General features: G+C 70.8%; 13 protein-coding genes and 1 pseudogene. 3 read left to right on the forward strand and 11 right to left on the reverse strand.

Annotation, left to right across the window (positions count from 1 at the left end; all coding sequences use genetic code 11):
• Nucleotides 1-104: 104 nt before the first annotated feature.
• Nucleotides 105-863, reverse strand: a complete 759-nt coding sequence (locus tag Q0R13_RS18600; RefSeq protein WP_293906751.1) for a PEPxxWA-CTERM sorting domain-containing protein — start codon at nucleotides 861-863, stop codon at nucleotides 105-107.
• A gap of 101 nt (nucleotides 864-964) precedes the next feature.
• Nucleotides 965-2035: a hypothetical protein gene (locus tag Q0R13_RS18605; RefSeq protein ID WP_293906753.1), complete on the reverse strand. Its 1071-nt coding sequence runs from the start codon at nucleotides 2033-2035 to the stop codon at nucleotides 965-967.
• 98 nt (nucleotides 2036-2133) lie between these two features.
• Here Q0R13_RS18605 and Q0R13_RS18610 point away from each other — a divergent pair, with 98 nt between their 5' ends.
• Nucleotides 2134-2406, forward strand: a complete 273-nt coding sequence (locus tag Q0R13_RS18610) for a hypothetical protein (RefSeq protein WP_293906755.1) — start codon at nucleotides 2134-2136, stop codon at nucleotides 2404-2406.
• Between the two features lie 55 nt (nucleotides 2407-2461).
• Here Q0R13_RS18610 and Q0R13_RS18615 read toward each other — a convergent pair whose 3' ends face one another.
• The 7 genes from Q0R13_RS18615 to Q0R13_RS18645 all read right to left on the reverse strand — a co-directional run bounded on the left by Q0R13_RS18615 (nucleotide 2462) and on the right by Q0R13_RS18645 (nucleotide 10929).
• A complete protein-coding gene (locus Q0R13_RS18615; protein ID WP_293906757.1) occupies nucleotides 2462-3088 on the reverse strand; it encodes a PEPxxWA-CTERM sorting domain-containing protein in 627 nt (208 codons plus the stop codon).
• A 155-nt stretch (nucleotides 3089-3243) separates the two neighbouring features.
• Nucleotides 3244-4248, reverse strand: coding sequence for a PAS domain S-box protein (locus Q0R13_RS18620; RefSeq protein ID WP_293906759.1), 1005 nt, complete (start codon nucleotides 4246-4248; stop codon nucleotides 3244-3246).
• A gap of 89 nt (nucleotides 4249-4337) precedes the next feature.
• Nucleotides 4338-5015: a Fe2+-dependent dioxygenase gene (locus Q0R13_RS18625; protein WP_293906761.1), complete on the reverse strand. Its 678-nt coding sequence runs from the start codon at nucleotides 5013-5015 to the stop codon at nucleotides 4338-4340.
• Nucleotides 5016-5263: 248 nt separating this feature from the next.
• A complete protein-coding gene (locus Q0R13_RS18630) occupies nucleotides 5264-7762 on the reverse strand; it encodes a TonB-dependent receptor (RefSeq protein WP_293906763.1) in 2499 nt (832 codons plus the stop codon).
• Between the two features lie 142 nt (nucleotides 7763-7904).
• The gene (locus Q0R13_RS18635) at nucleotides 7905-9275 is read right to left on the reverse strand and encodes a M28 family peptidase (RefSeq protein WP_293906765.1); all 1371 of its coding nucleotides are present in this window, start codon (nucleotides 9273-9275) and stop codon (nucleotides 7905-7907) included.
• Between the two features lie 11 nt (nucleotides 9276-9286).
• Complete coding sequence (locus Q0R13_RS18640; RefSeq protein ID WP_293906827.1) at nucleotides 9287-10000, reverse strand: hypothetical protein; 714 nt, start codon at nucleotides 9998-10000, stop codon at nucleotides 9287-9289.
• Between the two features lie 17 nt (nucleotides 10001-10017).
• Nucleotides 10018-10929 (reverse strand): aminotransferase class IV, encoded by a 912-nt coding sequence (locus Q0R13_RS18645; RefSeq protein WP_293906767.1) that lies wholly within the window; start codon nucleotides 10927-10929, stop codon nucleotides 10018-10020.
• A gap of 19 nt (nucleotides 10930-10948) precedes the next feature.
• On the opposite strand from Q0R13_RS18645, the gene Q0R13_RS18650 reads away from it, so the two are divergent.
• Nucleotides 10949-12163: a Xaa-Pro peptidase family protein gene (locus Q0R13_RS18650; RefSeq protein ID WP_293906770.1), complete on the forward strand. Its 1215-nt coding sequence runs from the start codon at nucleotides 10949-10951 to the stop codon at nucleotides 12161-12163.
• Between the two features lie 162 nt (nucleotides 12164-12325).
• Here the strand turns inward: Q0R13_RS18650 and Q0R13_RS18655 are convergent, their stop codons facing one another.
• Nucleotides 12326-13192 carry a bifunctional regulator KidO gene (locus Q0R13_RS18655; protein ID WP_293906772.1) on the reverse strand — a complete coding sequence of 289 codons (867 nt, stop codon included), beginning with the start codon at nucleotides 13190-13192 and terminating at the stop codon, nucleotides 12326-12328.
• 136 nt (nucleotides 13193-13328) lie between these two features.
• Here Q0R13_RS18655 and Q0R13_RS18660 point away from each other — a divergent pair.
• Nucleotides 13329-14174: pseudogene (locus tag Q0R13_RS18660) on the forward strand (XdhC family protein); the annotation flags it as partial.
• 23 nt (nucleotides 14175-14197) lie between these two features.
• Here Q0R13_RS18660 and glp read toward each other — a convergent pair.
• Nucleotides 14198-15388, reverse strand: coding sequence for a gephyrin-like molybdotransferase Glp (gene glp, locus Q0R13_RS18665; protein WP_293906773.1), 1191 nt, complete (start codon nucleotides 15386-15388; stop codon nucleotides 14198-14200).
• Nucleotides 15389-15445 lie beyond the last annotated feature (57 nt).

Genomic DNA, 15445 nt, shown 5'->3' on the forward strand with positions numbered 1-15445 from the left:
CCTCATGGAAGCATACCCCATCAGCGCCCGCGGCTGAGCGGGCTTCGGCTGACGTACGCAATGTAGGCCGCAGGGGTTTCAGAACCGTTGTGCGGCAGGACGTCTCAGGCTGGGGCGCGGCGGCGGAGCGCGGCGCCCAGCAGGCCGAAGCCCAGCAGGCTGAGCGCCCAGGCCGACGGCTCCGGCACGCCGGGCGTGGACTGCACCAGGATGTTGTCCAGGTAGCCGGCGTCGGCGCCGCTGACCCCGAAGGTGTCGAACAGCACGGTGCTGTAGCCCGGGGTGGGCGCGCCGGCGCAGGGGCCGTTGTCGCCGCAGAACGCCAGGCCGCTGGCCAGGGTCGCGCCGTCCAGCTTCACGCCGAAGGTCTGGGCGCCGTAGTCCAGCAGGATGTCGACGCGGTGCTTGGTGTCACGGCTGAACGTGCCGATGTTGGTGAAGCCGCTGGTAATGGCGCGGATGGCGTTGGTGTTGGCGTCGACGTCGATGCCGCCGGTGAAGCCGAGCAGGCTGGGGCCGATGGCGGAGAACTGCCAGCCCCGATCCGCGGTGCTGTGGGTCAGCAGGATGTCGGCGCTGACCGTGACCTTGGCGATGCCGGAAGGGTTGGTGTGATAGGGGCCGCTCTGGCCGCCGGCCAGCGCGCCGGTGATCTTGGCCGATTGCACGCCGTCGATCGGCATCCCGTCGTCCACCATGACCGCGCTGCCGCTGCCGAACGTGCTCCAGCCGTTCTGGCCGCCGAGCAAGCCGGTGCTGTAGGTCGGGGCCTCGAAATCGGTCTGGTAGATGATGGTCGCGTGAGCGGCCGAGGTCATGAGCAGGGCGGCGGTGGTGGCCGCGAGGCCGGCGACGAGACGCATGGCGTAACTCCCCCAGAGGCAGTGTTAACCATCCTGGCCACAGGTTGAAGGAACAATGTTCGGCTTTCACCTGAGAGGGGAATTCCTGGATAGGGCTCGCCTCAGACGGGAACGCCGCCGGCCAGCCAGTCCAGCAACTGGGCGTTGAGCTCGCGCGGGTAGGTGTGGCTGAGGTCGTCGAACTCACGGTAGGCGACCTGGGCGCCGGCGGCGGTGAGCGCCCGGGCGGCGGCGCGGGCCTGGGCGACCGGGAACATCCAGTCGAGCGCCCCGTGGGCGATGTGGACCGGCAGGCCGGCGACCCGTTCGGCGTCGGCCATCTGGGCCAGCATCGGGTGGAAGGCGGCCGACACCGGGGCCAGGTGGGTGAACGGCGAGCCGGCCTCCAGCCCCGACACATAGGTGAAGGTCCCGCCGTCGCTCATGCCGGTGAGTAAGAGCCGCGCGGGGTCGACGGTCCAGCGCGCCCGGACCTGGTCCAGGATATGGGCGAGGTTGGGGGTGTCGAGGTCCTCGCCCATCAGCGCCCAGGTGTCGCCGGTGGCGGTGGGGGCCACCAGGATGGCGCCGCGGGCGCGGGCGTCGCGCAGCCAGCTCCACAGGAAGCCGCGGCCGTTCCCCGCGCCGCCGTGCAGGGCCATCACCAGCGGGTGGGCGACCTCGGCGGAATAGGTTTCCGGCACGTAGAGCGAGAAGCCGCCGCGCGAACCGGGCGCGTTGTCGACGTGGAAGACACCGGTGTCGGGACGGACCTGGGCGAGGCGGGCCAGGAGGTCGGCGTCCTGCCGGTGGGCGGGGTCAAGGAAAGCGCGACTGACCGGCGGCAGGACCGGGCACAGCCGATAGAGCGCCTCCTGGGCGCGAGGCAGCTGGCCCAGGGCGCGGTAGGCGGCGCGCAGGTCGTCAGGGCCGGCGGCGCGCAGGCCCTCGAAGGCGGCGAGCACCGCGTCGCTGGCGGCGGCCAGGGCGGTGCGAAGATCGGCCAGGCCGTCGGGCCAGGCCTCCAGGCGCGGGCGGACCTCGCGCAGGGCGGCGTCGGGCTCGCCCACAGCGGCCAGTACGGCCGGCAGGTCGGGCGGGTGCAGGTAGCGCGCCACGAAGCCCGCCGACTCCAGGGCGTGAAGCAGCGGCGGCACCACCGCCATGAGATCTTCGAGCGCTGGGTCGTCCAAGGCAGGCTCCGGTTGCAGAGCGATCGTGCCTGCCCGCGGCGGCCGCGTCCACGCCGGTCCGGCTGGCGACGGCCGCGCGAACCGGGTCAAGATGGGGCATGAGTGCGCCGCCGCCGTCCGTCTTCATCGTCACCCTGGAGGGGGTGGAGGCCGGGACGCGCCTGACGGCCCTGGCGTTCGTGCGCGCCGCCGACGGCGCGGCGGCGGAGGCGGCCGGGGTGCGGGAGCTGGCGGACCTGGGCTGGAGCGCGATCGTGGCGCTGCGGCACGGTGAGGTGGTCGACGCCGAGGCCATGCCGGCGGATTTCGCCGGCGCGATGGAGACTATGTCCCGCTATGGGACGGCGCTGATCATCTACGACGCGCCGTAAGACGACGGCCCCTGCCCGGAGGCAGGGGCCGCGCGGCGATCAGGCCGTGAGGCGATCAGGCCGTAACGAGCGTCCGGCGGCGGCGCAGCACGACGCCGGCCGAGCCGAAGCCCAGGATCATCATCGCCCAGCTGGCCGGTTCCGGCACCCCGGCGACGGCCGGCCCGGTGACGCTGACGTTGTCGAGGATGGCGTCGGTGTTGTCGGCCACGGTGGTGACCGCGAAGGTCACCTTGTCCGCGCCGGTGCCCACGAAGCTGAAGCCGTAGCTGCCGAAGGTGGTGTCGGCGTTGTTGTTGGCGGTGACCGTGTAGCTGTTGCTGACCCCGCCCGCCGAAACGTTCAGCAGATTGGTCCCGCCGCCGAAGGCGCCGGCGTTGAAGGTCAGGCTGTACATCTGGCCGACCACGGTGGCGAAGGTCTGGCTGAGGGCGTTGAGACCCGAGGTGTTGCCGTCGCCGAAGGCCACGAAGTGGTTGCTGCTGAGCGACGGCTCGGAGCCGGTCACGCCGCAGCACGGGCCGTAGGCGGCGGCCGTGTTGGTGTGGGTGTTGCCGGTCACCCCGAAAGCGCCGAGGCCGCTCTCGAAATCACCGCCGGCGACCAGCTCGGCCGCGCCGGCCGAACCGGCCAGACCGGCGAACAGCATCGCCGCCGCGGCGGTGGACGCGAACTTGAACATAAACTCTCTCCTGAACTCGAAAACGCAGACGTCCCCGCGCCGTGCACGAATCATGCCCGACCTCGCAGGCTCAACCTCCGGCCAGGGCGGTGGTTCCGGGGACTGGCGAGATAAGTTGCGCGGCGCCCAAAGGCAAGGTCCGGCCCCCGTCCGCTTCAGCCCGCCGCCGCCATGGGCGGGGCGTCGGCCGTGGCGATCACCCGGGCGATCTCTGCGATGAGGGCGGTCGGCGAGATGGGCTTTGCGACCACGCCATCCATGCCCGCCGCCCGGTACTGGGCCTGCCAGTGGCCGTCCTTGTGGCGGACCCGCAGGTTCATCACCTCCGAGCGGGTCGGGTCGGCCAGCATCCGGTGGAAGGCGGCCAGCATGGCCTCAGTGTCGTTGTCGGGGTGATGGGAACCCCATCGCGAGACCCCGACCATCTCGTCGGGCCGATAGCCGGTCATGGCGAAACAGGCCGGGGAGATATACTGGCGCACCCCGTTCAGGTCGGTCCGCGTGAGGACGTCGGTCACGGTCTCCGTGAGGATCTCATAGTCGCGCAGGCTGGCGTTCAGGCGCCGGTGGGCCTCCTGCGCCGAGGGGGTGTCGATGGCGCGCCCGATGCCGAAGGCCAGGCTCAGGACCAGCAGTGACCCGATCGAGGTGAACTCCGGCCAGGGGCGGCCGTCGGCCAGGGCGATCACCGCCAGGGCGCCCATGGATGGCGCCGCGCCGGCGACCAGGAACACCACCGGGACATTGTGGAACAGCAGGACGCAAACCGAGCCTACGGCCAGGACGACGATGACCCCGGCCGTCCGGCCGATCGTCGATCCGGTGCTCAAGAACAGCACCGCGAGCACCAGCCAGCAGGCGTTCGTGGCGATGTAGCTGAAGGTGAAGCTGAGCCGCGCGGCGCTCTCACCGGCGCGCGGGGTGCGCGGTGTCGGGTGGCGAGCCAGCCCCAGGCCTCGAATCCGACCGCCGCGATGCCCCAGGCCAGGCAAGTCGCCCGCGGGCAGGAGCAGCAGCGCCAGGGCCGCCGCCAGGGCGCTCAGGACCATCTTGACCGGGATCACCGGATGGATGGCCACGGCGGCTTCATCCATGACCAAGGCGAAGGTCGGGGCCTGGCGGGTCCCGCCGTTCAGATCGCCGACGTCGTGCTGAAGCATTGGCGACAGGACGCCCGCCGGCCGTGATCAGATCGCTAAGATCGCCTGCGACATAGTCGCCGCGCCGCGCGCCGCCGGGGACTTCACCGTCAGACCTCGGCCCACATCCTGAGCAGGTTGTTGTAGGTCCCGGCCAGCGCCACGACCTGGGGATCGGCCTGGCCCACCGTCAGGCTCAGCGCCTGGATGGTGTTGTCGAGGTCGTGCAGCAGGGTGCGCCGTTCGTCGGAGCGGACCATCGACTGGGCCCAGAAGAACGAGCTCCACCGCGCGCCGCGGGTGATCGGGGCGACCCGGTGCAGGCTGGAGGCCGGATAGAGGATAAGGTCGCCGGCCGGCAGCTTCACCGCGTGCTCGCCATAGGCGTCCTCCACGATCAGCTCGCCGCCGTCGTAGTCGGCCGGATCGGTCAGGAACAGGGTGCAGGAGATGTCCGTGCGGAAACGGACCGGCCCCGCGAAGCGGATGGCGTTGTCCACGTGGGTGTCGAAGGCCTGGCCCACGTCGTAGCGGTTGAACAGCGGCGGGAACACGCGAAGTGGCAGGGCCGCCGAGACGAAAGGTGGGTTTCGTCCCAACGACCCCAGGATGAGGTCGCCCAGCTCGCGGGCGACATCGCTCTCCTCCGGGACCTGCAGGTTGCGCTTGGCCCGGGCCGATTGTTCGCCCGCCGTGGCGCGCCCATCGACCCAGGACGCGGCGGACAGCTTCGCCCGGCAGGTCGCCACCTGGTCGGGGGTCAGGACGCCTTTGACGTGCAACAGCATGCGGCAACCTTAGGCTGGATCGGCATCCCGCGGCGCCGACGATTTCGCGCCCCTTCCTCCTCGATGGAGGAAGGGCAGGGATGGTGGTGAGTGCAGGGCGATGGGGCGAGGACATGGGTCGGCGCCGACGTCTGCGTTCTGCATCGTCTCAGCGGTCACACCACCACCCCTTCCCCTCCTCCATCGAGGAGGAGGGACGCCAGGCCGGGTGAACACCGCTGAATAGTCTGCCATCCGAGTCGGCCGATCTAGAACACCGCCCCCGCGGACAGGATCACCGTGCGGCCGGCGGCGGGCGCCGCGCGGTTGCCGAAGATCTGGGTGTAGTTGGTGCGGTCGGCGAGGTTGTAGAGGTTCACCGCGAACCGGTAGGCGCCGATCTTGTAGGCCACATAGGCGTCGAGGGTGACGCTGTGCGGGACCTGCGAGAGCCGCAGCGCGGTCTGGCTGGCGCGGTCGTTGAAGGAGACGCTGCGGGCCGTGTAGCCCACCGGCGTCTTGGACTGGTAGGTCACGTCGCCGCCGGCCGATAGGCCATCGACCAAGGCCGAGAAGTCGTAGGTGGTGAAGAAGGTCGCCGAGGTCTTCGGCACGAAGGTCACCTGGCGTCCGACCGCGATCTGGTTGAGCACCGGGATCGCCGTCGTGACGCCCACCGGGCAGACGATGCCGGTCGGCGTGCCGGTCGCGGTGGCCGCCGCCACGGCGCAGTTGGTGAACGACTCCTTGATCCTGGCGTGGAGGTAGCTGTAGCCGGCGCTGACCGTCCAGGCGGGGGTGATCCGGCCCGACAGGCCCAGTTCGATGCCCTTGACCTGCTGACGCTCGCCAGACTGAGCCTGCAGGAAACCGGTGGCCGGGTCGACCTGCAGGGCGTTGTCCTTCTTGATGTCGAACACCGAGGCGGTGACGGCCAGCTGGGTGTGGGGGACCGCGAACTTGGCGCCCGCTTCCCAGATGCGGCTGTTCTCGGGGGCGAGGTCCTTGGTGGTGACGGCCAGCGCCGCGCCGGCGCCGACGATGGAGGTGCCCTGCGGGGTCTGCGACCTGCCCCAGGAGACGTAGTAGGTCTGGTCGGGGGTCGGCTCGAACACGCCGCTGATGCGCGGGCTCTTCAGCGTCGACTTCACCTTGATGTCGGCGCTGCTGTTGTTGAAGAACAGCGACTGCAGCTCGGCGGTGTAGCGGTCCAGGCGGTAGCTGCCGATGATCGAGAGCCGGTCGGAGACGAACAGCCGGTCGGTCAGGAACACGCCGGCGTCGGTGGATTCGCCGCGGCTCTTCTCGGTGGCCGTGCCCAGGGTGTTGGTGGAGACGGTGACGCCGTTGACCACGGTCGTGCAGTTGGCGGTCCCGACGCAGGCGATGTTCGAGCCGGGGACGGCCCGGAACACCTGGTAGCCGGCCGGGAAGTTCGGGTTGGGATTGACCAGCGGCCGTGGGATCGCCGGCCGGGTCAGCAAGCCGGGCGGCAGGGCGTAGGCGAAGATCACCTTGGTGTTTTCCTGCCGCGACAGGTCGGCGCCCAGGATCAACTGGTTCTTGAAGCCGCCGATGTCGTAGTCGATCCGCGCGGTGGTGATGTTCTGCAGGCCCCAGGCGTCGGAGTCGTAGGGACCCTGGCCGCCGTTGCCGCCGAACGGCTCGGTGGCCGGGTTGCCGTCGAACAGCGCCGCGGTGCAGGCGGCGGTGCACTGGTCCAGGGTCGAGTACTGGAAGTAGCGGTTGTAGCTGCCATAGCGGGTGTCGGAGTTCAGGCTGATCTTGTCGTTGACCTTGTGCGCCAGGCGCACGGTCAGGATGTCGGCGTCGTTGCGGTCGACGTCGTTCAGGTAGCCGGTGAAGGTGGAACGCTCCACGCCAACGCCGTATTCGCTGGCCGGTTTGGCGACGATGTCGCCGGGCCGCTGGACGATGACGATGCCGTAGTCGGGGCGGCCCTTGCTGTGCTGGTGCAGGTAGCTGACCGAGGCGGTGGTGTCGGTCCCGATGCCGGTGGCCAGGGTCACGGCCGTGCCCCAACGCTTCGTGTAGATGTGGTCGCGGTCGACCACGCCGGTGTCGTTGGCCATCAGGCTGAGGCGGACGGCGGTGGTCGCGCCCAGCTTGTGGTTGATGTCGCCCAGCGCGCGATAGTAGTCGCCGTTGCCGAGGTAGCCGTCGACGCCGACGAAGTCCTCGAGCCGCGGGCGCTTGGAGATGGTGTTGATCGCGCCGCCCGTCGTGCCGCGGCCGAACATCGCGCCGGACGGGCCCTTGAGGACCTGGACCTCCTCGTAGTTGAAGCTGTCGCGGGTGTAGGCGCCGAAGTCGCGCAAGCCGTCGATGTAGACGTCGTCCTTGGCGTCGAAGCCGCGGATCTTGAACTGGTCGCCCGAGAGGGTTCCCCCTTCGCCGATCGCGATGGTGATGCCGGGCACGTTGCGCAGCGCCTGCTCCAGGCTGGTGACGCCCTGGGCCTTCAGCTGGACGGCGCCGATGACGCTGATCGCCTGCGGGGTGTCCTGCACGGTGGTCAGCATGGTGTTGAGGCCGGTGTCGACGTCGAGCGGGTTTCGTTTGCCCTCGACATAGACCGGGGAGACCTGGGTGGCGGCGTCGGCATCGTCGGTGGCCGTGGCCTCGGCCGCCAGGGCGGGATGGAAGGCGCCCAGCGCCGCGGCCCCGGCCATCGCCGCCAGCCGACCGGACCCGACCGCCGTTCGCGGCCTCGCATAGGCCTTCACCCCAACCGAACCGCCCCGCACGCGCACGCTCCTCGAACCACCGTCTCGTTCTTGAGAATGGTTCTTAATTGCGGGTGAAGGTCTTAGCAATGAGAATTAGTTGCAAACTTGGCCGGCGGTTTGCCGGGCGCACAAGAGGGCTCGCCTTGCGCGAGACGGAGAGTTATTTCGATATCGAAGGACTGCCTCTCTCGAAGGTTCCCGCCGGGCCGGGGAAGACCACCGGGCTCTCGAAGCCGTCCTGGCCGATGGCGCTGACGCCGAAGAACCAGTCGTCTATGTTGACGCCTGCCAGCTTCGCCTCGCCGGTCGCCGGCACGACGCGGGAATAGCGCCACGTGGCGTCGGTGGTGGCGCGCCACCAGACGCGGTAGGCGGCGGCGTCGGGGGCCGGCGTCCAGGTCACGGTGGTGTCGGCGCTGACGGCGCCCTTGAGGTCGACGCCGGTGGGCGGGGCCGGCGCGCTGGCCAGGGCGGCCAGGGTCACGGCGTTCAGGCGGGTGACCTGGGCCAGGTAGGGGACGTCGACGCCGTCGAGAACGTCGCCGTATCGGATCCCGTTCTCGGTGCGGACGTCCTGGTGCTGGCGGGTGTAGTTCTCGACCGCCTCGGTGACGCGCACGGCGGGGAAGCCGGCCTTGAGCATCTCCACCTGGTCGCCGCCGCGCGAGTAGCGATCGGTTCGATAGACCATCACCACATCGAGACCGGTCAGGTACCGGTCGGCCAGGCCGTCGATGAACCGGGCCAGGTTGCGCGAGGGACTGTCCACCTCGCCGCCGTTGTAACGCCGCTTGTCGGCCTGGGCGGCGGTCTCGGTGCTGCGGGTGCCCTCGGAGAACACCCGGACATGGGTGTTGTCGCGAGCGCCGCCGATGCCCTCGGTATTGCCGACGATGTCGTTGTTGAGGTCGGCCTCGACGTTCCAGCCCTTGGCCACCGCATAGTCGGCCAGCACCTTGCCGCCCAGCAGCCCCTCTTCCTCGCCGGCCAGCGCCGCGAACACGATGGTGGCCGCGAATCTGTGGCCGCAAAGCGCACGCGCGGCCTCGATCACCGCCGTCGTGCCGGAGCCGTCGTCGTTGGCGCCAGGCGCGTCGGAGGTGAAGTTCTTGGCGTCGGTGACGCGGCTGTCGTAGTGGCCGGAGATCACCACCACCCGGTTCGGGTCGCGGGTCCCCGGCAGGATCGCCAGGACGTCCATGATCTCGGTCGGACCGGCCAGGCGCTCAGCGGTCATCACCTGGGACGGGGTCTCGATCGTGAGCCGCCCGCCGCAGTCTTTCGAGATGGAAGCAAATTCCGCGGCGATCCAGCGCCGCGCTGCGCCGATGCCGCGCGTGGCGGACCTGGTGTCGGAACCGGCGTGGCGGGTGCCGAAGCCGACCAGCCTCTCATCGATCGCGCGCTCGCGGGCGGGCGAGATGGCGGCGGCGATGTCCCTGAGCATCGGCTGGTCGCCGCCCAACGGCGGCTGGGCCTGGGCGGTGGTGGTGAGGAGGGCCGCGACGGCGACGAGGAGGGCTGGGCGCATGGGCGCGGACCTTAGACGCCCAGCCTGTATCGCTCCAAGGCCTCGTAGTGCGGCCGCGCCTGGTCGGCGATGCGACGCAGGTGGTCCGGTAGCGGTGGGCGCTCGGCCCGCTCCGGCGCTGCGAAACCGGTTGAACGCTCCACCGCATCATACCACGCCGGCGCCCATACCCCATCAGAGGCACGGCGGCCGGCGGGCCAGGCGAGCATGGCCGGGTCGAACGCGATCTTCAGCGATGCACAGAGGGCGGTCAGCATGCCTCGTGGGTCAGCTAGGACGTCGGCCCCGCGGATGACCGGCGGCGCATGACCTAGCCGCTCCGCCTCGCGGTCGAAGATCTCGCGCTGTCGAACGACGCCGATATCTTCCAGCCCAACCTCAGCGCGCTTCACGACATAGGAGGAAAGGACCTCGGCCGGGTCGCGAATGAGAAACGCGTTGCGACAGTCGGCGATCCAGTCGAGTCCGAACGTCGGCAGCATGTGGTGCGCCATATGCTTTTCGTAGAACAGCGGGCCGGCCTCCGGCTCCAGCCCGCTCAGCAAGTCGGCCGCCGCGAGCCAGTCTTGCGCTTGGGAGCGCAAGACCTCCTCGCGCAAAGGATGGTCCAAGCCGGTCGCGGCCAGATAGGCCGCATAGAAGGGTTCGTCGGCGACGACGCAATCGGGCCGGTTCTCGAAGCTGCGCATCATGGCCGTCGAGATGTTCCGGGGCCCTGACCACATGGCGATCCGGACTTGGTTCAATGCCCCGCGTCCTCGTCCTTCAGCGCGGCATAGGCCGCGCGCAGGCGCACGGTCATCGGGCCGGGCAGCGTCTCGGCCAAGGCGTGGCCGTCGATGGACCGCACCGGGGTCAGCCCGCCGAAGGTGCCCGTGACGAAGGCCTCGTCGGCCTCGGCCACGTCCGCCAGCTCGAAGTCGCCCAGGGTGATCGGGATCTCGTGCGCGCGGCAGAGCGCGATGACGTTGGCGCGGGTGACGCCGTTGAAGCAGTAGTCGCCGGTCGAGGTCATCACCCGGCCGTCCTTGACCCAGAAGAAGTTGGTGGCGTTGCACGATGAGACGAAGCCGTTCGGGTCCAGCATCAGCGCCTCGTCGGCGCCGGCGTCGATCGCCTCCAGCAGGGCGCGGATCAGGTTGAGGCGGCTGTGGGAATTGAGCCGCATGTCGAACATCTCGGCCGGGGTGCAAATGATGGTCGAGGTGGCCAGCGCCAGGCCCGCGGTGACGATCTGCGGGCTTGGCTCCTTGTACTCCGCGGTTATCACGATGGTGGGCTTGCCCAGCCAGTTGCGGGGGTCCTGGTTGGCGGCGGCCTTCTCGCCGCGAGTGACCATCAGGCGCAGGTGCGCGCCATGGGTCATGGCGTTGGCGGCCAGGGTGCGCTCGATCTCGGCGGTGAGCTCGGCGCGGGTGAGGCCGATGTCCAGCGCGATCTGGGCCAGGCCGGTCCACAGGCGCTCCAGGTGCGCCTCCAGGAACAGCAGCCGGCCATTGTGCAGCCGCAGCCCCTCCCAGACCCCGTCGCCCAGCACGAAGCCGGCGTCGAACACCGAGACTTTTGCCTCGTCGCGCGGAACCAGCGCCCCGTTCACATAGACCGCCAAGTCCGCGTTGCGCGGATCGACGGCGAAATCCTGACTACCGGCCATGCGGCCAGTAGTATTTGCGATGGTGAGGTTGAGCCAGCGGGAGACGGTGATGATTGGCGGATCGACGGCGGAACAGGAACTGGCGGACCTGGAGCCCTGGCCGAACCCGGCTCCGGCGATCGCGGCGGATGAGCGGCGGGCGCGGCTCGCGCAGGCCCAGGGGTTGATGACCACCGAGGCGATGCTCATCGGGGCCGGGGCGTCGCTGCGGTATTTCGCCGGGGTCGGCTGGAACGCCACGGAGCGGCTGGTGGCGATGGTGCTGCCGAAGTCCGGCGCGCCGGCGATGATCTGCCCGCGGTTCGAGGAAGGCTCGCTGAACGCGGCGCTGGGGATCGAGGCCAGCCCGCGGCTCTGGGAGGAGCACGAGAGCCCCTACGCGCTGACGGCCAGCGTGCTGGCGGAGCTGGGCGCCAGCACGCTGGCCATCGACCCGGCGCTGGCGTTCTTCATGTTCGACGGTCTGCGGCAGGCGGCGCCGGAGGTGGCGATGGAGACGGCCGCGCCGGTGGTCGACGGGTGCCGGATGATCAAGTCGCCCGCCGAGCTGGCCCTGATGTCCCAGGCCAAGGCCATGACCCTGGAGGTCCACAGGCGCGCGGCGCGGATCCTGACGGCCGGGGTCACGACCACGCAGGTGCGCCGGTTCATCGACCAGGCGCACCGCGCGCTGGGGGCCGACGACGGCTCGTCGTTCTGCGCGGTGCAGTTCGGGGCGGCCTCGGCCTATCCGCACGGGCTGCCGGGGGACCAGGTGCTGGCCGACGGCGACCTGGTGCTGATCGACACCGGCTGCCGGGTACAGGGCTACAACTCCGACATCACCAGGACCTATGTGTTCGGGACCGCGACCCAGGAGCAGGCGCGGGTCTGGGCGGTCGAGAAGCAGGCCCAGGCGGCCGCCTTCGCCGCGGTCAAGCCGGGGGTCGCGTGCGAGGAGATCGACGCCGCAGCCCGCCGGGTGCTGGCGGCGGAGGGGTTCAGCGCCGACTACGACCTGCCCGGCCTGCCGCACCGGACCGGCCACGGCATCGGCCTGTCGATCCACGAGGCGCCCTATCTGGTGCGCGGCGACAAGACCCCGCTGGCGCCGGGCATGTGCTTCTCCAACGAGCCGATGATCGTGATCCCGGGCCGCTTCGGCGTGCGCCTGGAGGACCACTTCCATGTCACCGAAGACGGCGCGGCCTGGTTCACGCAACCGCAGGAGAGTCTGGAGAAGCCGTTCGAGTGAAGTTCCTCCCCCCGTTGGGGGAGGTGGCGCGGAGCGCCGGAGGGGGTCCTCCGGGACGGCGCTGCCGACGTCCTTTCGGCGCCGCTGGGGCGCCCGGTCGAACCTTCTGAGCGGACCCCCTCAGCCGGCATTCGCCGACAGCTCCCCCGCTGGGGAGCAATTTCAAGCCGCGGCCCAGGCCAGGGCGTCGGGGTCGTCGAGGGCCATTTCGTCCCAGTCGAGGTCCGGGGGCGGGCTCATGGCGGCGGCGACGACCGCGGTCATCTCGGCGGCCGAGGTGACGCCGACCAGGACGGCCGCGGCCTCCGGGCGGGTGAGGGCAAAGCCCAGCGCGGCCTGCAGCGGATCGGACTTGCCCTCGGCGATCAGGCGGCGCGCGCGCGAGATGCGGCCGGCGGCGGCCTTCAGGTGGCTGGGCGCGCGGTCCGGCGGCAGGAACAGGATGCCGTTCAGGAAGATCGAGCGCAGGTGCACCTCGATGCCCAGCTCGGCGATGGTGCTGAGCGTGCCGTCCAGCAGCATCCGCTGGTCGAGCAGGGAAGCCGGCGCCTGGACCAGGTCCGGCTTGAAGCGGCGGGCCACGCCGATCGGGTCGTCGGAGGCATAGACCGAGACGCCGATCTTCTTGCAGACCCCGGCGTCCTTGAGCGCCTTCATCCGGTCCCAGAGCTGGGGCCCGAGCGGCGAGAACAGGTCGGTGGCGGACGGCGCCAGCAGGGTGTCGATGCGTTCGACGCCGAGGCGCAGCATCTGGGCGCGCAGTTCGGTCTCCACCAGCTCCGGCCCGCGGTCGGGGCGGATGGTGGTCAGCGTCATGCGGAACGGGTTGGGTTGCGGCAGGGCGCCGCGCAGGAGGGTGTCGGCGGTGGCCGAGCGGCCGGCGACGTCAAGCACGCTGAGGCCCGAGCGGCCGGCGATCGACAGCATGTCGCGCGCTTCCGCCTCGCGCGGCCGTCCGCGGCCGCCGGGGGGCTGGTCGAGACCGAACTGGCCGGTCCCGAGGCCGAGCTTGCTGAGCGATGCGATCATGCGGCCTGAAAAGCTTGGTCAAATCCTCTGGAGCCTCCATTTTGTCGCACGAAAGCTAAGAAGGCGTATCCAAGACGTGAATGACCCGCTGCCCGAGTGGCCGATGTTCGGTGTGGCCGAGGACGTCCGTCCGGCCATGCGGCGAGCGCAGTCGGACGGCGTCGATTTCGTGCTGGCCACCCTGATGGCGGTGGAGGGCGGCGGCCCGCGTCCCGAAGGGACGCAGATGGTGTTCGCCCCGGGCATACTGGCCGGATATTTCTCCGGCGGCTGCGTGGAAGGCGACGTGGCGGGTCATGCCTGGGCCTGCCTGGAGGACGGCCGGCCGCGCACGCTGGTCTATGGCGAGGGCAGCCCGTGGCCGGATATCCGGCTGCTGTGCGGGGCGCGGATCGAGATCTTCCTGGAGCGCGTGGCGGCGGGTGATTCGGCCCTGGACGACCTGCTGGCGGCGGAGACCGAGCGGCGGCCGACAACCTATGTCAGCGACGGGACCCTGCGGGCCTGTGGGCCGGACGCCGCGGCGGGGCGCGGAACGATGGTCGTCCGCCGGTATGACCCCGTGCCGCGGCTGGTGGTGGTGGGCGGCGACCCGACCGCGCTGGCCATCGTCGAGCTGGGGGTGAAGTCGGGGTTCGAGACCACCCTGGTGCGGCCCAAGGGGCCGGCGACGCCGCCGCCGATCGCCGGCGTCGCCTATCACCGCGAGGCGCCGGAGGTCGCGCTGGCGGCCATCGGCCTGGACCCCTGGACCTCGGTGGCGGTGGCGACCCACGACCTGGAGACCGACCGAGCGGCGCTGAAGGCCGCCCTGCCCTCGAACGCGGCCTACGTCGGGCTGCTGGGGGCCAGGCGGCGGCTGGCCGGGCGGCTGGACGAGCTGAAGTTGGAGGGCATGCCCGAGGCTGCGATGGCGCGGCTGCATGCCCCCATCGGCCTCGACATCGGTGGCAAGGCGCCGTTCGAGGTGGCGGTGTCGGTGATCGGCGAGATCACCGCCCTGCGCTATGCGCGGGCCAGCGGCAGCACATCCACGACCTCGCCAGCCGCCGCCGCCGGCGCGCCTGACGCGCGGCGCAACAGGGCGTCGGAGACCGCGAAGACGCTGACCAGCGAAGAGTCCTGATCGCGGTAGGGCTTCACGGTCATACCGCCGTCCACGGAACTGAGCTTGGCGCGCATCCAGTGCTCGCGCGGGCCGTTGGCCGGCAACGGCGCCTCCAGGCGCGCGCCGATCGTCGGCAGGACGGGGTCGGCGCCCTGGAAGGCGGCGATCAGCGGGCGCAGGAACAGTTCCGCGCAGACCAGGGCCGAGGCCGGGTTGCCGGGCAGCCCCAGCAGGCGGCGGCCGTCGTCCAGGGTCCCGAAGAAGGTCGGCTTGCCCGGGCGGACGTTGACGCTGGAGACTTTCAGGTCGAGGTCCAGCGCCTGCGCGGCGGCGCGCACCAGGTCGTGGTCGCCCACCGAGGCGCCGCCGACCGTGACCACCAGGTCGCCATCCGCGTCCCGCAGGGCCTGGATGGTGGTCTCCAGGTCGTCGCGGACCGGCTTGGCGCGATGGACCTCGGCGCCCCAGGCGGCGGCCAGGGCCTCCAGGGCGCGCGAGCCGGAGTCGTAGATCTGGAACGGGCCGGGGACGGCGGGGGCCTCGACGATCTCCTCGCCGGTGGAGAACAGGGCCACGCGGGGACGGCGCGCGACCCTCAACTCGGCGCGCCCGGCCGCGGCGGCCAGGGAGAGGCGCCAAGGGTCGATGCGGACGCCCCTGGCCAACAGGGCGGCGCCGGCCGGGAAATCGCCGCCAGCCGGCCGGACATGATGGCCTCTGGCGACCGCCGGGATGGTGACGCGGTCGCCGTCGCGCACGGCGTCCTCCTGGATCACGACGGCGTCGCAGCCCCGGGGGACGGCTGCGCCGGTGAAGATGCGCACCGCCTGGCCCGGGGCGACGGCGCCGGCGAACCCGTGGCCGGCCGCGCTCTCGCCGACGATGGCCAGGGACCCTGGCGCGTCCGCGCTGCGCACCGCCCAGCCGTCCATCGCCGAGGCCGCGAACGGCGGCTGGTCACGCACGGCCACGACGTCCTCGGCCAGGACCCGGCCGATGGACTGGCCGATGGCGACGGCTTCGGCAGGCAGCGACGTGACGGCGGCCAGCATCGCGGCGCGGGCGTCGTCGACGGAGAGCAGTTTCATGCCGCCATCAAGCGCGCCAACCCTTCCAGTTCAACCCCTCCTCTCCCCCGGCGAAGC

The sequence above is a fragment of the Phenylobacterium sp. genome (assembly GCF_025351295.1).
Classification (GTDB): domain Bacteria; phylum Pseudomonadota; class Alphaproteobacteria; order Caulobacterales; family Caulobacteraceae; genus Phenylobacterium.